This window comes from Lactimicrobium massiliense (genome assembly GCF_900343155.1).
Taxonomy (GTDB): Bacteria; Bacillota_I; Bacilli_A; order Erysipelotrichales; family Erysipelotrichaceae; genus Bulleidia; species Bulleidia massiliensis.
Map to the genome: position 1 here is coordinate 423129 of NZ_OUNG01000003.1, position 20625 is coordinate 443753.

Consider the following 20625-nt stretch of genomic DNA (forward strand, 5'->3'; position numbering starts at 1 on the left):
GGGCTTTTACATATTGTCTAACACCTTGTATTTTGACTTTTTGCCAAAATACCGCTCGTTTACAGAATTTTACAAACTGTTTATTCAATCCTTCTTTTCAGCCTGTATCAGGTTCATGCGCCTGATCCAAACATAAGCAAAGAAGAGACATTTCTGCCTCTTATTCTATAAAAGAAATCCAGTCAAGGGATATCAGGACTTTTTCTGATCTGACCCAAAATCTAAGATTGCTTCATCCATTCTGACAAAACAGGATCTATTTTTTGTTTGTAGCTACCAGCTTTTTTCACCCACCTTCACTGCAGAAGACTCTGTTGACATTGTTATTCTTCCATATTTAGACTTGATTCATTTGAATCTGTAGTGTTAACTCTTTTCTCTGCATCCCTTAATTTGGAGATAAGCTGCGATACTTTCTCTATAAACTTATCAGTATGCATTGCAGCGACCTTTCGATCAGAATTTAAATATGAACTTTTCTTCTCAACGAGTAGATTTTTTAATTCAGTTAAGCCTTTTATAGTCTCATCCGCTTTTATATAATCCTCCTGATCAATATATTTCCATAAATTATAAAATTGACTGCCGAACCTAGCTTTGTCATATTGTGGTGCAGTATCAAATGCATCTAATGTAGCTTTAGCCATTTCAGCATCAAATACATTCATTTGTTTATTCCTACATAGAACAAATGCTGACTGGCTATCTGATTTCATTAAATCTAAATATTGTTTTCTGTTTTCAGCAAAAATCGCAATGCCATTTTCTCTAAAACTACGTATTAATTTGTACGCATTAAGCTCATCATCATTTAAATAGTTTAAATCCTCATCAGAAATAAACTTATGAGTTTGATCGGGTTCTTTTTTATAGAGATATTCATTAATACATGTATTTATTCCGGCAGTTATCTTCTTCCAATCAATAGAAGTATTAACATCAATTTTATAAGTTCTGATGAAGTGACAATTTTCAATAAAAACAACATATTCATCCAATGAAAGTTTACCTAAATATGCATCATTTAAAAGATCCTTAAATGCTGTCTTTATAGTTTCATCTTCTACAAGTTCAAATCTTGTTAATCGTAAAATATCCTTTTGACTTAATGGCTTTGACATTTCTACAGCAAGTTTTAGCTCTCTCGAAAAGGCATTTTGATTCCATTCACCTTTATTAACCCAATTCTTAGCTGAATCGAACATTTTGCTATTTTCATAGAGCGGATAAATATCTGAAGTCTCATTATCTGTAAACATTTGATCTTCATCGTTGGATAGTTTAATTCCGCTCTTCGAAACCATGCTATATGCCAAAAATGAATATAAATACTTGTCTAAATCAGGAACTCTTTCAGCACTCAATTTTTCATAAATACGATAAAAATCCTGCAATGCACATTTCAATATTCTTATATTCTGCGGTACATAATCTACAGTATCATCTGATGATCTATCTTCATTTCCATTCCCATCACTTTGAGATAGCTTAAATAAACTTTTAATAAGTGCTTTGTTATCCTTTAAAAATTCTTTGTATTTAGTACTTTGCCAACTTTTATTTTCGATAATAGAATCAATTATTCCATCAAAGTCTGGTTTTAAGTAAATTGTTCTCTCTACAATTTTCTCTTTTATCTCGTTATAAGACAAAGAACTATTTTCTTTCTTATCTTTATCAGGGATCTTGCCTTCGTTGACGACAATTACCGTATGAAATCCCTGATTTTCGCAATATTCATTGATACATCCTAGTAGTGTGATCGTATCTAATTTAGATCTTTCAAGATCATCAAAAACTAAAACTACATCTTTCTTTCCATTTACTGTTGTAACTTCTTTTTTTACCGTTATGTAATCAAGTGGATCAATGGAAAGTATAGTGTTCAAAGCGGATCCTTTTATTTTCTTTAGAGCTGGAACAAATGGTATCACCTCACTGAAGAGAGATTTTCCAGTATCAATCAATTTTTTCTTATCTTGCAATTTGCTTAAAATACTATTGCATTTAGAAATCCATTGTTTGCGAACAGCATGATTAAACGAATCAATAGAATCAACACCAAATAATGAAATTCTTATAATTATGTGGGTATCCTTGAGCTTTTCAGCTAATTCATGCTCAATCAAATATGTCTTTCCACTGCCCCATTGCCCAGTAAGCATTATTGCACCTACAGGATCAACTTCATTGCAGTAATAAACTAATTCATCAACGGTATTCATGGACTTTTTCTATATGGTCAAGCTTTTTATCCTTTCCTGTTTATTCGTATATTCAGGATTCATCATTATCTTCAACAAACATCGTCTTAATAACGATCTACCTTCTTTCACATCTGAATATTCTGCTTTCCATAATCCCGTATGGATATATTCAGATCGAACTTTGTAAAGATGACGAATCTCTTTATAAATTGAATCCCTCTCTGAATCGCCATTTCCAAGAAACAAAGATGTTCGTTTTGCTAACTGCTCCTTTATTCCATGCTGTTCTTTTCCAAGTAATGCTTCAAGAGCAGACATTAAAAGAACCATGCCAACATTGTAATTAATGCTATAGGAGAGATCATACATTCCATACGCAACGGCTATATCGGATGATGAACCATATTTATGGAAATCAAAATCAATATCAGAATTGTTGATCAGCTCCACATCTACAGCAGCAAATGATTTGCTTTTTGAATTCCATATATGATCAGGTGAAGGAATATCCGTGTAATGTGAATAATGGGCTGCATATCCATGAAAACCTATATCGACATAATGGATACAACTTTCTGTTAGGAATCGAATTCTGCGGATAAATGCATCAATGACCTGCATTTCATCATTAACGAATTTATCAAAGTCATCACTTTCAATGATCTTCCTTTTCGTCAAAACTATGACTGTTAATGGATCATTATCAGATTTTATCTTGGCTGCTTCATACCTCTTGCGAATATCAAAAGCATCATGCAGATCAAACAGCTTTTCAAACCATGTGCAATCCATAGCCATGGATTTTAATGACCATTTATATCCATCTGGAGGGATAATATCCATTGCAGTCTTATCCGCAGAAAATATCACTGTTGCTATATCACAAGTAAGATCCATTGTTGTCACTTATGTTCTGCTTTATATATACCCGTTGGATAAAGAATTGCCACACCATCATCATATTCAGCAATATTATATCCCTCTCGATGGTTTTGACGACTTGTGAAATCAATAGCCTTTATCTTCTCGTAAAACTCGCAATGCCATATCATCATCGCTCATTTCATGTGATTTAATATCTGCTTCGTCTAATTCAATTTCAAGATTTTCATTATCCGTAAAATATAATGAATTAACTTGTGAACAGTTTAATGGATCATCTATTTTATCAATATCATATGAAATAGTTATTTCACAAATGGTTTCCACTTTGCCATGTTTAAACTCAATATCATCGTATGATTTATATGTATATTCACGGTCTTCACTATCCCACAATGAATTATCTTCATCAAAAACAATTGCACTACCATCGACTAGACATGTTGCGTATGTTTGTATCACTATGAATTTTCTAGTGATTCTTAATAAATCAATTTCTGTTGGATCAGTTATAATATTGAACTCATAAAACTCATCTACAGTAAGATCCTCATTATCATCGTCATGGCTAAAACCATCTAATAAATAGGTGCTTTGATTAAACTCTTCTTCTAAAAGAATTTTCAAATCTTTTAAGTTAATTTTTAACAATGTGCTAATTTGGTTCTCTGAAAGAATCTTTTCGGTTTTATTAATTTGCTTAACTGCCTCTTTAATTGACGAGCAAAGAATAGCTCTTTCGGTATTATCAAAAGCTCTTTTCCAGTCTTCATCATCAGATACAACTAACAGCGTATCTTTCACATGACTTGCCAAGTATACTTTTGCCGATTCAATAACAAACGCATCTGGAAATTCCGACTTTTTCTTTCCCGTTTCTGCAAAAGGCGGTACTGAGTTAAAATACTTATCAAAAACGGTCTTTGGATCGGCATAAGGTAAAGAGATGCTGTCTTCATAAGCAGTATGATATGCCTTCATTGTTTCTTTCATTAAATCTATTGATTTCAAACGTTTAATTATTTCTGCACCATTCACGGATTCAGAAGAGCCCTCAACATCATCAGATTCAGATTGATCATTGTCTTTAACAACATTAAAGTAGCGCAAAAGCCTGTCATTATTTTTGAGGGCATTCTGCAATTCATCAAAGTCACTTACAATGCTTGACTGGCACAAATGGTTTTCTAATTCTTTATCTAGAATTTCTGAATATAACAATCCAATGCCCTTGTTTTTAAGAACCACAAAAAAATTTGGAATCAACGAAGACCTTATGCCTAAAAAATCACTATTTGCCTGTATAAATGCACTCGTATCTATCAAAACAAGTGTAATTTTTTCATAAGCAGCGCCATTATCTTTAATCTGCTGATTTTTAATAATCTTTTCTTCATCCATAAAACCGATCTCAAATCTGTATGATATCCCAACCGTTGAAGGCTCCAGCAGCCTTCTCAAATGTTTCTTTTTTCATTGCAACGCAAAGAAATTTACGTGGCCGGCTAAATCCAACATAAACACATTTTCTGCAATAATGATCAATCTTTCCACTACCTAATTTCTTTCCTTGAAAAAGTGGAAGAACATGATCCAAGTCTGACTTATTTTTATATTCTGTTTCTAGATAAAGTGTTGCATCATGAGTTTCGCCCTTCACTTTATGTATAGTGCTGAATTGAACATTAATACCGGTTGAAGCATCATGATAAATGTTTGATCGAATTGATTTATTGCCGCTGCCACTGCCTTCACCCATAAAATAAGCCGGCATACTGGTAAGAATACTATCAGCATTTGCATTACTTGTTATTAGTTTCGAGAGCAATCCTTTAATCGCAATATTCATAGACTCTCTGTTATATTCTTCCAATTTTGATATTTGCAGTAGGAAATCGGCATATTCATTTCTGTACTCTGCAAGAAGCTTGTCATGAATGGATGGTGATGTATACGAATAACCATTATTAGACTTAATTCCTAGATAATTGATTATTCTGCATATCAAATTGCGTAATGTTGATTCAGCCTTATACAACTTACCAGCTTGTAGGCTTTCGCAGATATCATCAATGAGAGACCAATATGTATCATTACTTGTGCCTTTACTACCAGCTTTGTATCCATCCCAATAATCACAGATTTTTGTTCCTGCTGCTGTTTCACTTTTTATCCAGCCGATGGCTTTATAGATTCCATCAGGATCAGTCAGGTCATGCTTTACAAGCTGATCAATAAAAGCTAGCAGAACATTTGATATATTTGATTCATTGTAAACAATAACAGCTGGTTTAACAGTAGTTGGTCCTCTATTAGAGAATATTGGCACTCTGTCAGTACGCAGTAGTGTCAATATATCTGCGATCTCTTGTGAATAACGATTTGCAGAAGCAATCGCTAAGGCATTAGAAGCCGGCAACCAGTCACAGGATTGATCTTTATCGGAATTATAAATGGCTTGATCTGGATCTCCAATATACATCACAGAGCTGACTGTCTTATCAAATATTGCGTCTAATATTCTTCTTTGTTCATCCTTGCAATCTTGATATTCATCGACAAAAACATAGCGAAATCTTCGACTCAACAGTCTTACTAATAATTTATTTTCATTAACAGCTTTTTCTGAATATCTATAGGCATCGTCATAAGTTACAAAGCCGTTTCTCAGCATCTCTTCTTTTGCATTTTTAAACTGTTGAGAAGATGGTCTGGTTGAGCCTGCAAGCGCTCTGCTTTTAAGACTGATATGATGTAATGAACCATCTTTATTAAGATATAAGCCTTGTACATAATATGGTTTATCCGAATAATGCCCTGAATCATATTGTCTGTTAATCAAACTTTTTAACTGCCAATATTGTTTACCAGTATCAATTAAATAGAGCAGATGCTGGGCATATGTTAAATCATCAATTACTTTTATCGGTTCGCTGGTTAATGTACGTAAATATGGTATTGTTATGAATTTATCTATGAACGTCTGAATAGTTCCCACATAATTCGGATAGCTCAGCAGCTTGTCAGCATAATTGGCCATCCTATTCTTAATTTCGTTCACAGCAACATTTGTATGAGAGAGTACACAAATCCCTGCACCGTTTTCTAGCGGCATATGATCTGCAAGAATTTTTAACTTTGCTAACAGCACTGTTGTCTTACCGCTTCCAGGGCAGGCACTAACTTCTGCTGAATGCCAGCACTTTATGACATCTCTTGCATCATCAGGAAAACTGCATCCATGTGGCAATAACAATTCTTCTGTATCTTTAATTTCTAGGTCTGATGCCACAATTGTGCTCATATACTCTTCGTTACTCCTTGACAGTTTCTATATCATTGTTGTTAGATGCATAATGTATAGCTTCTGTTATGTATTTCAGATATGGATCATTGATTATTCTCTTCTTCATTTTTTCCTTCTTTTCTGGATCAATTTTGCACTGGTAAAGATCATAATCAAACATATCTTCATGTAGCATATCATCAGGATGATTAGTAATTTGCCATCTTAATTCAGCCGCGAAGCATTGAGCCACAATAGCCTTAAGAAAGCTGCCTTTCCCATCACTGCTAAGTATTGATCGAAACATCTCATATGCTCTTTGCTCATGTGAAAGACCAGACCATTCTTGATTATCATTATCTATTTCATTTTCAACCTTCGCTATTTTCTTACCAGTCAAAATATACTTATTACTATTGAGGATTTTCTTTCCATAATGAATTGCCCGATGGAATTCTTCTGACAATGAGCTTAATGCTATGCAATATTCAAATGTTCTTTTAGAGCTGACGAATGCCTTAACATCTCCTTCGGAATAATCATTAAGCTTCTTCTTAACTGCGTCATCAGTATTTTTGTCTACAAAATTTCCTTTTTCATCTTCAGGCTTTACATCGCAATCAGTTACTATTGCTACAGGGATGCCCATATCACCACCGTCGCTTCTCAGAAAAATACGACTATATCTAAAGAAAGCAGTACTTCCTACATTGACAATAGATACGCCATTTTTCTCTAATGGGCAATCAATGATTTCAGCAATCATTGGAAGAAGAATATTCTCAGCATCGCCTTCAACCATGATTACACCTTTTGCGAAGAACATATTTGCTTTTGTTGAATCAAGAAAGCGCTGTAAGAAAAGATAGTCACCCTTTTCAAGCTTCGTATATTCTGGTGCTAGATCATAGCCTTTCCCATTCTTAATCAAAATAATATTTTTCAAATTAATCTTACTTGCAAGGATTGGACTGTGCGTTGTAATGATGATCTGAGCACCATTATTTTGATATTCATTCTGTAAATATTGAATCAGTCTTAACTGTGCCTGTGGATGAAGATGTGCTTCTAATTCCTCTACAAGAGCAAGTTTTAAGCCACCGCGGTTATCCTGATTCAAAAGTAATAATTCTGCAGCAATAAACAGAAGATTCAGCTCACCTAACCCCGGATTAACTTCCGCAACAGAAAGTGACAAGCTTTCGAGGATAGACTTCAATTTTATCTCGGATGTGTGTATTTCAGCACTGCTTTGTATATCCCGCTCATTTATTTCATTAAGAGTACTACGAATGGACATAAGTATTGCTTGCCCATCTTCTTCAGTAAAATAATGCTCTATCTCCCGATTCGCATTTCTTAGTATCTCCACAAGCTTATTCTGATCAGGATTGCTAAACACCGGATGATTGATCAAAATCTGTGAAATTCTCGAATTCCGACCGTGTGCCATTTCGTGTTCAGCATCACGCAAAGGTTTAAGATAAACAGTCTTTAATAAATCTCTGGCTTTGCCATCAAGAGCAACACCATCGTCAGCTTTTCCTACCTTTAACTCATAATAGATCCTGGATCCTTCTTTCCATGCATGGTAATGAAGATGAAGGAAATAAGCAATATTTGATGGTTCACCCTTCTTTTCAAATTCCAGGTATTCAACAAAGTTCTTTGCTTCATTATCTGTAAAATCTGATAACGTTATATCTATTCTCAGATCTGATGCAGTAAAATTCCTATCTGTATAAAAATCATCATCAGTTACTCGGATGTATTCATTACTTTGTGTTAAGAGCACGGTCTTGATTGCATCTACAATGGCCGACTTACCAGCGTCATTTTCTCCAATCAAAGCGTTAAGGCCATGATGGAATGTAATTGAAAGACCTGGACTTCCATTCTCTGATTTAAACTTCCGGTAATTATAAAGTTCCAGTTTTGAGATGATCATTTATGTAACTCCTGTAATAAATTAAAATTGATAATTACCTACAATGATAGTCATATCAATATATTAGCGCTTATATTGTCATTTATAAAAAAAACTGTTAACATTTTTTGAAAATGTCTCATCATGTTAGTGAATTACTAATTTATCACAAGCTATCTATTTTGCTCGTGAATCTCGGTTAGAATCTGTGCTAGCTGCTTCTGAGTATTGGCCTCATAAATGTCATCTCTCTTACGTTGACCTACTTTCATGCATGTGTAATGCTTGCCATATCGTTCCAGATAGATCTCTTCAGTGAAGACATCGACATATACGTTTACTGCCGTCTTCTGATTGAATTCCAGTAATACGCCATTTTCATCAAAGGCACTGTACAGAGCATTGCCCATAGAAAACATGTTGTTTCTTACCTGTCTGGGATATACCGCTCTGAACACCTTGGAACGATTATAGTCAGATGGTAATGGTCTGAATACTTCATGTGGATCCTTCGGACGGAAGGAAAACTTGGCATTCAGATACCTGATGTAGGTCTCATTGAACCATCGATTCAAATAGTCATAATCATGCGGTATATGCCATCTGATGATGTCATTCGGGAGTCTCAATTGAGCAGTGCCGTTATAACGTTCGATACGTCCTTTTGCCTGCGGTGTATTAGCGAAGATCATCTTGATTCCCAGCTTATGGATCATGTTTGCATACTGGGATGGCGTGCCGCTCTTAACACTTCTGAATACGGAATCCTTATCGGAATAGAAAGCTTCCGGGATCCCATACTTATTCAGAATCAGATCAGTCATTCGGGCATAACCACGTGTACATTCGGATGGTATGAACCATCCAGCAAGCACGCTGCTGTCCGCATCATCAACCGCTAAATGCAACCGGGAGTTTGACAGTTCACTGGCATAACCATGAATAGAATAACCAATGATGATGCGGGATTTCCGCATTATTTTTTGTCAAATAATATGCTTCTGTATATCGTACATCTCGTACATATTGTATAATTGTTCCAGGAGGATTTCCCCATGAGACTGAATGTCATCCGCAGCCCTAAAGGCGTTGAATCTCTTTACATCACCAGGGATACCTATCTCGGCAGTAAGCCTGGACCGGACGGTAAGCCCGGTAAGAAGAGAACTACTTCTGTTTATAAAAAACTTGGACGTGTTGATGTTTTGATGAAAGAAAAAAACATGTCTCATGACGAGGTGATTCAATGGGCCAGAGACCATGCAAAGGAACTTACCGAACAGGAGAAGTCGAAAGATCTGATCGTTCCCCTGTATCTTCACACAGGTGTTCAGATTCCTCTGAATGAAGAACGCTCATTCAACTGCGGGTATCTGTTCCTTCAGAACATTTATTACGGCATGAAGCTAAACAACATCTGCCGGAACATTAAGCAGCGCTATAAATACGAGTTCTCACTGGATGCCATTCTGTCAGATCTTGTATATGCGCGCATACTTGAACCATGCAGTAAGAGAGCTTCCTATCAGTATTGCCGGAAGCTTCTGGAACCACCCAAATATAGTGACTACGATGTTTACCGTGCTCTGTCTGTACTTGCCAAAGAGTGTGACTACATTCAGGCAGAACTTTACAAAAACAGTAATCTGATCTGTTCAAGGAATAACCGTATTCTTTACTACGACTGCACGAACTACTATTTTGAGATTGAGGAAGATGACGACCTGCGCAAATACGGAAAGAGTAAGGAAAACAGACCTAATCCGATTGTGCAGATGGGCCTGTTCATGGACGGCAACGGTATTCCTCTTGCCTTCAATGTATTTCCCGGAAACCAGAATGAGCAGCCGTCCATGACACCTCTGGAACAGAAAATCATAAGGACTTTCGGATTTGAAAAGTTTGTTGTATGTACTGACGGTGGTCTGGGTTCTGACAACAACCGTGCTTTCAATGACATTGAAGGCAGGGCCTTCATAGTCACACAGTCTCTGAAGAAGCTGAAGGAAGACGAAAGAAAATCAGCCATGGATGACAGGAACTGGAAAAAGCTTTCTAACGGAGAATCTGTAGATATCAATGAAATCATAAAAGAGCCGGAGAAACACACAAAGGAGCTGTATTACAAAGAAGATGTCTACGGTACGAAGAAAGTCCCCGGTCAGCTGATGATCGTCACATACTCACCCAAATATGCGCTGTATCAGAAGAAAATCCGGGGAAAACAGATTGAACGTGCTGAAGCTATGATCAAAAGCGGAAAGAAGAAAAGTACACACAAAAACCCGAATGATCCGGCACGGTTCGTCAAAAAAACATCAGTGACAAAAGACGGAGAAGCAGCCGATAAGACACTGTATGAACTGGACGATGACAGGATCGCAGAAGAAAAGCAGTATGACGGATTCTATGCGGTATGCACGAATCTGGTTGAAGAGGATGTGAAAGCCATTCTGGAAGTTTCAGAAGGCAGATGGGAAATTGAAGAATCCTTCCGTATCATGAAGACGGACTTCCGGGCAAGACCGGTTTATTTATCCAGAGAAGACAGAATATGCGCACACTTTCTGACATGCTTTATGGCACTGCTGATATTCAGAATTCTGGAACACAAGCTGGGCGGCAGATACACATCAGGCGAAATCATCGACACACTGAGGGAAATGCGAATGATCTCTACAGAAGGCGGATATCAGCCGGCATACAAGAGAACAGAGCTAACTGACAGTCTTCATGAGATATTCGGTTTCCACACTGATTATCAGATCATTCCGAGATCAGATATGAGGTCCATCATAAAAAACACGAAGAAGTTATAGTTTACGCACATTCGCTGCAATATGAAAAACACCCAAAAAGCCGATGAATAAAGGCTATTCGGGTGTTTTTGACCTTATCGAACTGTTAAAGACAGGAATATATTAGCGCTTATATTGTCATTTATAAAAAAAACTGTTAACATTTTTTGAAAATGTCTCATCATGTTAGTGAATTACTAATTTATCACAAGCTATCTATTTTGCTCGTGAATCTCGGTTAGAATCTGTGCTAGCTGCTTCTGAGTATTGGCCTCATAAATGTCATCTCTCTTACGTTGACCTACTTTCATGCATGTGTAATGCTTGCCATATCGTTCCAGATAGATCTCTTCAGTGAAGACATCGACATATACGTTTACTGCCGTCTTCTGATTGAATTCCAGTAATACGCCATTTTCATCAAAGGCACTGTACAGAGCATTGCCCATAGAAAACATGTTGTTTCTTACCTGTCTGGGATATACCGCTCTGAACACCTTGGAACGATTATAGTCAGATGGTAATGGTCTGAATACTTCATGTGGATCCTTCGGACGGAAGGAAAACTTGGCATTCAGATACCTGATGTAGGTCTCATTGAACCATCGATTCAAATAGTCATAATCATGCGGTATATGCCATCTGATGATGTCATTCGGGAGTCTCAATTGAGCAGTGCCGTTATAACGTTCGATACGTCCTTTTGCCTGCGGTGTATTAGCGAAGATCATCTTGATTCCCAGCTTATGGATCATGTTTGCATACTGGGATGGCGTGCCGCTCTTAACACTTCTGAATACGGAATCCTTATCGGAATAGAAAGCTTCCGGGATCCCATACTTATTCAGAATCAGATCAGTCATTCGGGCATAACCACGTGTACATTCGGATGGTATGAACCATCCAGCAAGCACGCTGCTGTCCGCATCATCAACCGCTAAATGCAACGCATAAGATCTTCCGTCATTGAACCAGTCATAAGATGTTCCATCAATCTGTTCCAGCTCACCACGATGATCTCTTGGATTCCGGATCGGATGCGTTACTCTTGATCCATCCATTCTCACCGGCTTTTCGGCTGGTGATTTCCAGTGCTCCTTTACAAACATATTGCGGAACCAGGATTTACTTCGATCCTTTAGTCCATACTTCTGGACATCATCCTGCATGGCTGGATTCTGAAGAATATCTTCCTGATAGATATCACGGAACTGTGCTATCGTAATAGTCGGATATGTTTTCTTAAGCTGTTCAAGGTAACTGATCTCTTGGTCGGAGGCAGTCGTTACCGGTTTCTTGCCGGTATTTCCATGGACAAGGATAGATTGCATATCCTTTTCTTTTAATTCCATGGCAAATCGTTCGATCTGCTTTCGGCTATAGCCTGTCTCATCTCCAATCCATTGACAGGTGATTTTAGGGTCTGACTCTCGTTGCTGTAAGAGCTCCAATGCTCTTTTCTTATTTTTCTTCATCTGGACACCTCCAGATGAAGCTTTATCACTCGACCATGAGCATTTTCAATGGGACATTTTCATTTGATCACGAGTGGGACATTTTCATTTAACTATGACAATCGTCTTCGTTCATACCTAAATTCCTCTATTTCTTGCCATAATATGAGTTTATGATTTATACTTCAAGAATTTCATACTGCAACCCAGCGTTTCTTATGATTATCATACAATATCATTCCGCTATCTCTCATATTATTGATAACTGTATTAACTAAAGAACTACTATACGGTAAATTATCTGCAATATCATTTTTCTTTAATTCTTCAACATTATTCTCTAGTACATTTAATATCGAATTATTGATTTCGTTATAAAGCTCTTCCAAATGCAAAGATAATTTATTTGGCCCGTCCATAATTACTTTTTTCCAAGTAAGAAGAGTATCCTCAGATAAAATCATTCTCGCTCTTACTATATATTGATTAGTTTCACGTTTTCTAGTTATAGCTTCTAATGCATAGATCCGGCTTTCGTTACAATCTTTATGATCATGAACCGCATACACACAAAAGCGACCATGCGCAAAAGCACAACGAATATAATAAAAAATATTGAGCATTTCATTCCGATGGTTGCCGTTATAAATGAGTATTCGATTAGCATATCGATTATTTTGAAAATTTCCATCTAAGCCAATCGCCGTTGCAGCATTAGACATTTCTTCTAATTTTGTGACTTTCTTGTATGTGAAATCAACTTTAAGCTTTGCTACATTAAATAGATATTTTTTCAGATTTCCATCCTTCCATACATTCTTTTTCCATCGATATTCCTCGATACCTTTGCTTCTTGACGATGTCGATGACACCGGTAAATTCCATAGATAAAACCCAATAATCTCATTAAATGTCTTGTCTATAGGAATTATTTTTCCATGTACCCAACCGGCATTAAAAGCAGTTATTATTTCTGACATAAATACACCTCAGATTATTTTTCGAAACTAATATAGCCGTGAATAAGAATGGTTCAGTCCTAATTCCTGTTGATAGATGTACCCAGAGGTCATGAGAATTTCCTGCTGGCATCAATGATCTTCAGGAAGAAATATTCATCATCTGGATAGCCGTATCCTTTGCGTCTCAATGTTTTTATCATCTGGTTGGTTCCTTCAACTTTGCCGGATGAGATATGGACTCTTGCATGAGAGATAATTCCTTTCATGTGTTCCTCCAGCAGCTTGGCAAACCATATGAAATGCTTGTTCTCTGTTGCTTTGCAGGTGCGTATGATCCGGTTAATATGAATCTTCATGCCTCTTTCGCTATTTGCTTTGTATGCTTTATCAAGCTGTTCCTTTACCAGATCCATGGTGAAGAACAGCTTGTTTTCATCCAATAGCTTCTTGTATTCTTCTTCAATGCCTGCTTTCTGCTTCACCTCCGGCTTCTTGAACAGATCGCTTCCACGGGCAATGGTTTTGCCCGCTTTGGCATCTTTTTCTTTCTGCTTTCTTGTTTCAGCACTTGTCATCAGAACATACTTAGAGCCTTTGAGAGCTTTGGCAGCTTCTGTATTGCCTTCTTCTATCAGGCGCTTCTGTTCCTCTTTACGGACTTCTGATACCACCTTGTCATTGAAGTTTTTGACCAGATGGAAATGGTCATAGACAATATCCAGCCATTCACAGCGATCTTTAAAGGCTTCTTCAAAGTCACTGTTCATATCACAGGCCACAGCCTTCACGTTCTTCATCCAGTCGATGCCGACCCAGTCAATAAAGTCATATACAGTCTGTTTCTTCTTGCCATAGGCAAGGTACAGCACATGTCCGCTTTTCAGGTCCATGATCAACGTAGCGTATTTATGGCCTTTATGAAGAAGAAATTCATCAATGCCAAGATACTCCAGGCATTCTGCAGGCTTCTTCAGTTCCTTGCCTTCACCATTAACGGTATACAGCTCCTGAAGGCGCTTCTTATCGATCTCCTTGACTGTATTCTTGCTTAAACCGGTAATGATGGATATTTCCTTCATTGTCAGTCCAAAGCGAAGCAGATCGCGTGTATAGTTCTCAAGAGCAGCTGTAATCAGATGTCCCTGAGCCTTGAAATCTAGTGGTTCTGTATAAGTACTGACCGGACAGTTCTTATTCTGGCAGAGTGCTCTCTGCTTGGATACAACAATATGAGTATAGATACCTCCCATAGGAATGTGTTTCAAGTCAACCTCAGTTGTACCGTTATACACCATTTCCTGGCCACAGGAGCTGCAGGTAGATCGGCTGTCCGTTCAGATGATTCAGCTTTCCCTTAAAGAAGTATTCAGTGACACTGCGCCTGGCAGGTCTGGATGATGTGCCCACAGAGATCTCTTTAACGGCCGTTTCCGGCATACCAACCTGGGTAAAGGATGGCAGACCTGATGAGAATGTTAAAATGCCACTCTGGAGTTGCACATCAGAAATTGAGTCAATCAGATCATGTGCATCAGAGCGCAGATCGTCTGATCTTGTATCAATTAATTCTCCCTGAATAAGCGGCTGTGTGTTAACATTCATATGGATCTCCTATCTTGTATGTTTGGGTACACACAATTATACGAGATCTATTTTTATATTCGTACTATATCTCCATCCCACATGGCGTCATATCAACAGGTTTTGGGATTGAGCCGTTTTTGTGATGGCATGGTCCAGATGATAGTCTCCATCCGCATAGCGGATCATTTCAATCTTTTCCAGCTCTTTCACCGCTGCTGGAATTGTCATGTAATTCATCCTCTTTCCTTCTTCCTTCATCAGCTCGATCAGTGATGTATAAATACCGGATCTGATGATCAGTGCCACAAATTCAATGAAGATTTTTGATTCAAATGGCTCGATTGTATAAACTCTTTCTGCTCGTTCACCAAGATACGATTTATCTCCTCTGAACAGCTTCTCAGAATCATCTCTGCTCTTATACATAAGAAGGGCCTCTTTGGCATTCATCTTCTCTGAGGTAATAATGCAGAAATAGCCGCAGAGCTTCATTTCCTGCTCAATGACATCATTCCTGGCAGCTGCCGCCTGAAAGACTTCATCCTCTTGCCCCTCATGATAGTAAATGAGATCGAAATAGTGGCTGAAGATGGCATCTGGATGAATGGGATCTCCCTGATGTTTCTTCAGACACTTCTCCATCACATCAATCTTTTGCAATAGCTGTGCTTTCTCCTGTGCCGCTTTGGATTCATTGAAGTAGATATGGACATACCGGTCTTTACTGTCGCCTCTGAATACAGGCATTGCGATAGTGGTGCCGGGAATGCCATACTCATGGATCATGCAGGAATATACTTCCTCAAAGCTTCCCTTATTGGCAAGTACTATCTGGCTTACCATCTTTTTCATGCCTTTAACCATGATGACAAAGTCATATCCGTTATCATCCATGAACCGAATGTTGGCTTCCGAGAAATAGCCTCTGTCAAGAATGAAGCCTGCATGTTTGTAGCCAAAAGCTTTTGCCTTCTCAATCATTTCTGTCAATTGAGTGACATCTGTAATGCTGCCAGGATAAGCTTCATAAAACAGCGGTTCTCTGTTCGTCCTGTCATATGCGATGGACATGTTGAAAATCGTATCAGACTGTCCTGTCTTACTGTGGCCAACCTCAACCAGCTCAATATCTCCTGCCTGACATTTCTTGTTCGTTGAATCATATGAGATGTAGATCTTACTGCGGTGGTCTCTGTGCTCATTCCATGCATTCAGAAAACTGATGCTTTCATCCCTGGTTAAATCATGCAGGAATGTGCTGACAGACGAATCACTGTAGATCTTCATGTCCCTGGTAAACAGCGGATGGTCATAGGCATAATCCGGATAATACTGAGCTGCGTTATTCTCAGTGACAATTGTGTAAACAGCCAGGTCAAGGAACAGACCGTACTTATCACCAATGATGTCTTTGAGATATCCTTGCAGGTGATAATGATGAATCAAATGATCAATCACGATCCATGTGCCAACCCGAAGACAGCTGCTGCGGCCTGTGTCATTGAACTCAGGGAGCTGAGCATCTGGATAAAACTTCAGGTAGCTGGGATTGGGATTCATCATGGAAGGATCATCCTTGCACACCTTACCAATCGTTGTGCGCCTGGGCATATTGTACTTTCTCTCCGGACGGTAATTCGTATCGTACTGATAATAAACATACTGATACCCGCGAACAGACTTGATAGAAATTTTACCCTTATCAGAAGGAATTTTAACTCTTGAATTGAGATACATTGGGCTCCTAACTGGTGGTATAATTATCCCACTTTTATTATACCACCGAAGAATAAAAAAAGAGTGGATTTCTCCGATAAATACTGGGGAAATCCACTCTCAGATTCTGCCAATCTCAATGTGAGGGATAATTTTTCTGGAAGTTAAGATTGAAGGATGGTACATTTTAATCCAGAATTCCAATAATGGCTCATCTAGCTGTGGAGTCAACTTTTCTTCACACTGAATCAGAAATCCATCTGATTTATCTGTTTCTTTTCTGATATATATTTGTTCACTGTCATCGACACAACTTTTGAACGCAACAGGAAGGTTTTGTGCTTCACCTGTATTGAAATAAAACAAATGAATTCGTTTACTATCAATTTCATCCACAACATTGCAGATTTCGGCTTAACGGCATGGCCTTTTCGCTAGCATCGGCATGATCTCATCGGATAGACGGCATGTGGTTTTTGCAGTAACGGCATGCCGTTTTTATTTTGCCTATTATGGTTGCGTAGTTTTTGGAAAGGAGAATTTACATGCAAAACTACACAACGATTATGGGCGTCATCCGTATGAGGGAGGCACACTCTTCCTACGATGAATGCCAGCGCCGCTATCAGGTCGGCTCAAGCACATGTCAGCTGATCATGAAGCGCTTCAAGTCTATTGGCTTGTCTTTTCAGGATCTTCAGAAGATGGATGAGCAGAAGGTTGTCGATGCCTTCTACCCACCCGATCAGATAAGGAGAAAGAAAACTCCACTTCCCGATTATGAGAAGATCTACGAAGCACTCACTGCAAAAGGCAGTAAAGCCAACCTCTTTTATCTCTGGACGGCTTACAAGAAAGAGAATCCAGACGGCTATCAGTACACGCAATTCGTTGAGTATTTTAAACGATTTGCCGAGAAGCACTACGGTCTCAGAAAGGTATCCATGGTCGTAGAAAGAGTTCCTGGTCAGCGCGTCTATATCGACTGGGTTGGCAATGAACCCGAGATTATTGAAAACCCTGAAGATGGAACCCTGCAGAAAGCACATGTTTTCGTGACAACAGTCGGCGTCAGTGACTATGTCTACGCAGAGATTTTTCCGGATGAGAAGATGCCAAACTTTGTGGCAGGAACTGTACACGCGCTGGAATACTATGGCGCAATACCGCGATATCTGGTCCCGGATAACGCCTCAACCGCAGTCACCAGGCACACCAAGGATCAGCTGATGATCAACAGCACGTATCAGGATCTGGAGAACTTCTATGGAACAGTTGTTTTACCTCCGCCTGTCTACAAGCCCAAAGGAAAGCCGACGGTTGAGAAACACGTTCAATATCTAGAAACGTGGCTGATTGAAGAACTCAAGAAGAATGTTTACTACAGCTTTGAAGCTGCCAATCAAACCTGCAGACAAATAATAGCGGACATCAATGACAGAAAGCCCAAGGGATGGGAATACACACGGAAGCAGACCTTTGAACTCTACGACAAGCCGAACATGAAGACTCTTTCCGACGGATCCTTCACGCTCTGTGACTATGTAGCTTTTAATGCCGTTCCTCCCAACTATCATCTGCCATATGATGGCCACTACTATTCGGTATTGTATACCTACTATAACAAGCCGGTGATTCTGAAGGCGACAATGACAGAGATACGAATCTGTGACGAGAATAATCTGCACAATCCGGAAAAACGGAACGGCTGTTCCGCTTCATCGGTGCGCCGTTCCGCTTTAGCGGAACGCTAGTTAAAGAGACGGGTTCCGCATATTCTTGCCATTAAATTGTAGTCTGAATGCTCTGTTGACCAATCGGTCCAGACAGGCATCTGCGTAAGTGTTGTCCTTGAACAGCTCATACCATGAGGAGACTGGAAGCTGCGATATCACAATCATGGATTTTCTTCCTTCTCTGGCGTCTATCAATTCAAAGAGATTTCTGCACTTATCTGGATCGAGGTCCATGAGTCCAAAGTCGTCCAGCACAACCAGATCCAGCTTTGCTAGTTTGGATATGTATTCCAGGTGAGTCTTCTCAAGATCCGCCTTTTCAAGTTCGTATATGAGCGTGCTGGTTTTACTATAGCGAACAGTCTTGAACTGTCGTAACGCACATATGCACAATGCATTGGCAATGTATGATTTACCGTAATGTAAAGCTTTACATTATGGAAATTATGCAAAGCAATTGATAATGTAAAGTAAATGCCGCAATCATCGGTGCTGATGCGGATAACTGCGGCAATTACTTTACATTATTTTCGTTTCCTTCTTTACCGGGCATACTTCTTCTATGGGAGTACCCATAGAAAGGAGTTCTCAAAATGGAGAACAGATTGACAATTGAACAGTGCATATTTCAAATACTTGAGATCATGCGGCAGCGTAATTTCAGCAACGGAACTATCAACATCTATACTCATCATTACAACCAATTTAAGAAGTATTGCAACAAACATAACTTCATTTATTTCAGTGATCAGATCAGCTTGGAATTTTTAGACAATATGTAAAAGCCCTCCATTAACTTGTGTGTTCGAGGATCATCCCGCATACTTGTTATTGGGTCAATAAAGAGATGGGGGAAGTTGCCTCATCCAAGAAAGGAAGGCCTTTACATGATAGCATACGTTGGAATTGATGCACACACTACAAACTACACGCTCTCGACTTATTTGGAAAGATCAGCAGCACCAGTGAACACGAATACCTATTCCCCTGCTGTTGCCAACATCGTAAACTACTGCAAGGGAATCAGGAAAAAGATTGGAAATGATACAGAGATCATTGTCGGATATGAAGCTGGCTGCCTTGGATTTAAGCTGAAACGTGATCTTGAGAAGAATGGTCTTACCACAAAGATCCTGGCACCTGCTTCTATTACCGGAACAGAAATCAACAGACGCCGCAGGAAGAAGACTGACAAGCGGGATGCCGAAGCGATTGCCAGATCACTGAAGAATCATGAATACAGCGAAGTCTATACTCCCGATGAAGAAGATGAATCCGTACGTGATTTCATCCGTATGCAGCAGGATCACAAGAAGCAGCTCAGAGTGATCAAACAGCAGATCTGTGCGTTTACCACCAGGCACGGATATACTTATACGGATGGTAAAAATTACTGGACAAAGAAGCACCTGAAATGGCTTAAGGAGCTTCCTCTGGAGGGAATTAACAAGGAAACAATGGATTCTTACCTGCTGTCCTATGAAACAGTTTCTGATCGCATTGAGCAGATGAACAAGCGCATTGAAGAAATCGCTGAAACGGATAAATACCGGGAAGCAGTTCATAAGCTTATCTGCTTTAAGTCAGTGAAAGTACTTACCGCTCTGGCTGTGATTGTGGAAATCGGAGATTTCACCAGATTCGTTAAAGCAAAGAACTTTGCGGCATTCCTGGGCCTGGTTGCAGGAGAACTCAGCAGCAGCGGAGATCAGAACCAAACGGGAATAACCAAGCAGGGAAACACCTTTTTGAGAAAACTCCTTGTGGAATGTGCACAGTCTTTCTCACGGGCATCATCTCGCAAAAGTGAAGCACTGAAGAAGCGGCAGGAAGGCAGCGCTCCTGAAGTCATTGCATATGCGGACAGAGCAAATGAACGCCTCCGGAAGAGATACATGCGTCTTGTGCTTCACAATCGAAAGAGCCATAACAAAGCAACAGTAGCCATAGCACGTGAGCTGGCATGCTTTATATGGGGAATGATGACAGGCAATATTCATACTGTTCTTGCGTAAGATGATTTTATCGATTATCGGGCAGTCAAGACTTGCGTTGAGCACTTCAGATCAGGAA

General features: G+C 38.9%; 14 protein-coding genes and 1 pseudogene. 3 read left to right on the forward strand and 12 right to left on the reverse strand.

Features of this window, described 5'->3' with window-relative positions; all coding sequences use genetic code 11:
• Window positions 1–323: 323 nt before the first annotated feature.
• The 6 genes from DHU66_RS07775 to DHU66_RS07800 form a co-directional block, all read right to left on the reverse strand.
• The gene (locus DHU66_RS07775; RefSeq protein WP_108775287.1) at window positions 324–2225 is read right to left on the reverse strand and encodes a P-loop NTPase fold protein; all 1902 of its coding nucleotides are present in this window, start codon (window positions 2223–2225) and stop codon (window positions 324–326) included.
• Between the two features lie 9 nt (window positions 2226–2234).
• Complete coding sequence (locus DHU66_RS07780; protein WP_135358333.1) at window positions 2235–3113, reverse strand: HEPN domain-containing protein; 879 nt, start codon at window positions 3111–3113, stop codon at window positions 2235–2237.
• Between the two features lie 102 nt (window positions 3114–3215).
• A complete protein-coding gene (locus tag DHU66_RS07785; RefSeq protein WP_108775289.1) occupies window positions 3216–4490 on the reverse strand; it encodes a PIN domain-containing protein in 1275 nt (424 codons plus the stop codon).
• Window positions 4491–4500: 10 nt separating this feature from the next.
• Window positions 4501–6393 (reverse strand): UvrD-helicase domain-containing protein, encoded by a 1893-nt coding sequence (locus DHU66_RS07790; RefSeq protein ID WP_108775290.1) that lies wholly within the window; start codon window positions 6391–6393, stop codon window positions 4501–4503.
• 10 nt (window positions 6394–6403) lie between these two features.
• Entirely contained in the window at window positions 6404–8323 is a 1920-nt protein-coding gene (locus tag DHU66_RS07795; RefSeq protein ID WP_108775291.1) for an ATP-dependent nuclease, read from the reverse strand.
• A gap of 152 nt (window positions 8324–8475) precedes the next feature.
• Window positions 8476–9126 (reverse strand): hypothetical protein, encoded by a 651-nt coding sequence (locus tag DHU66_RS07800; RefSeq protein ID WP_245309452.1) that lies wholly within the window; start codon window positions 9124–9126, stop codon window positions 8476–8478.
• Window positions 9127–9357: 231 nt separating this feature from the next.
• Here DHU66_RS07800 and DHU66_RS07805 point away from each other — a divergent pair, with 231 nt between their 5' ends.
• Window positions 9358–11121 carry an IS1634 family transposase gene (locus tag DHU66_RS07805; RefSeq protein WP_108775293.1) on the forward strand — a complete coding sequence of 588 codons (1764 nt, stop codon included), beginning with the start codon at window positions 9358–9360 and terminating at the stop codon, window positions 11119–11121.
• A gap of 191 nt (window positions 11122–11312) precedes the next feature.
• On the opposite strand, the gene DHU66_RS07810 is transcribed toward DHU66_RS07805, so the two are convergent.
• The 5 genes and pseudogenes from DHU66_RS07810 to DHU66_RS12045 form a co-directional block, all read right to left on the reverse strand.
• Entirely contained in the window at window positions 11313–12575 is a 1263-nt protein-coding gene (locus DHU66_RS07810) for a DDE-type integrase/transposase/recombinase (protein WP_108775294.1), read from the reverse strand.
• A gap of 173 nt (window positions 12576–12748) precedes the next feature.
• Window positions 12749–13534, reverse strand: a complete 786-nt coding sequence (locus DHU66_RS07815; RefSeq protein ID WP_108775295.1) for a hypothetical protein — start codon at window positions 13532–13534, stop codon at window positions 12749–12751.
• Between the two features lie 89 nt (window positions 13535–13623).
• Window positions 13624–15037: pseudogene (locus DHU66_RS07820) on the reverse strand (ISL3 family transposase).
• A 168-nt stretch (window positions 15038–15205) separates the two neighbouring features.
• Window positions 15206–16837, reverse strand: a complete 1632-nt coding sequence (locus DHU66_RS12360; RefSeq protein WP_209451776.1) for an IS1634 family transposase — start codon at window positions 16835–16837, stop codon at window positions 15206–15208.
• A gap of 99 nt (window positions 16838–16936) precedes the next feature.
• Window positions 16937–17212, reverse strand: coding sequence for a hypothetical protein (locus DHU66_RS12045; protein WP_135358334.1), 276 nt, complete (start codon window positions 17210–17212; stop codon window positions 16937–16939).
• Between the two features lie 149 nt (window positions 17213–17361).
• Between DHU66_RS12045 and istA the strand changes: the two genes are divergently transcribed.
• Window positions 17362–18570 carry an IS21 family transposase gene (gene istA / locus DHU66_RS07835; RefSeq protein WP_108775298.1) on the forward strand — a complete coding sequence of 403 codons (1209 nt, stop codon included), beginning with the start codon at window positions 17362–17364 and terminating at the stop codon, window positions 18568–18570.
• On the opposite strand, the gene DHU66_RS12670 is transcribed toward istA, so the two are convergent.
• Window positions 18571–18957 (reverse strand): ATP-binding protein, encoded by a 387-nt coding sequence (locus DHU66_RS12670; protein WP_108775299.1) that lies wholly within the window; start codon window positions 18955–18957, stop codon window positions 18571–18573.
• A gap of 482 nt (window positions 18958–19439) precedes the next feature.
• Between DHU66_RS12670 and DHU66_RS07850 the strand changes: the two genes are divergently transcribed.
• Entirely contained in the window at window positions 19440–20567 is a 1128-nt protein-coding gene (locus DHU66_RS07850) for an IS110 family RNA-guided transposase (protein ID WP_108775301.1), read from the forward strand.
• Window positions 20568–20625 lie beyond the last annotated feature (58 nt).

What these genes read in the sequence shown, in the direction of transcription:
- DHU66_RS07775 (WP_108775287.1), bottom strand. Translation starts at nt 2,225, where the DNA reads ATGAATACCGTTGATGAATTAGTTTATTACTGCAATGAAGTTGATCCT.
- DHU66_RS07785 (WP_108775289.1), bottom strand. Translation starts at nt 4,490, where the DNA reads ATGGATGAAGAAAAGATTATTAAAAATCAGCAGATTAAAGATAATGGC.
- DHU66_RS07790 (WP_108775290.1), bottom strand. Translation starts at nt 6,393, where the DNA reads ATGAGCACAATTGTGGCATCAGACCTAGAAATTAAAGATACAGAAGAA.
- DHU66_RS07795 (WP_108775291.1), bottom strand. Translation starts at nt 8,323, where the DNA reads ATGATCATCTCAAAACTGGAACTTTATAATTACCGGAAGTTTAAATCA.
- DHU66_RS07800 (WP_245309452.1), bottom strand. Translation starts at nt 9,126, where the DNA reads ATGACTGATCTGATTCTGAATAAGTATGGGATCCCGGAAGCTTTCTAT.
- DHU66_RS07805 (WP_108775293.1), top strand. Translation starts at nt 9,358, where the DNA reads ATGAGACTGAATGTCATCCGCAGCCCTAAAGGCGTTGAATCTCTTTAC.
- DHU66_RS07810 (WP_108775294.1), bottom strand. Translation starts at nt 12,575, where the DNA reads ATGAAGAAAAATAAGAAAAGAGCATTGGAGCTCTTACAGCAACGAGAG.
- DHU66_RS07815 (WP_108775295.1), bottom strand. Translation starts at nt 13,534, where the DNA reads ATGTCAGAAATAATAACTGCTTTTAATGCCGGTTGGGTACATGGAAAA.
- DHU66_RS12360 (WP_209451776.1), bottom strand. Translation starts at nt 16,837, where the DNA reads ATGTATCTCAATTCAAGAGTTAAAATTCCTTCTGATAAGGGTAAAATT.
- istA (WP_108775298.1), top strand. Translation starts at nt 17,362, where the DNA reads ATGCAAAACTACACAACGATTATGGGCGTCATCCGTATGAGGGAGGCA.
- DHU66_RS07850 (WP_108775301.1), top strand. Translation starts at nt 19,440, where the DNA reads ATGATAGCATACGTTGGAATTGATGCACACACTACAAACTACACGCTC.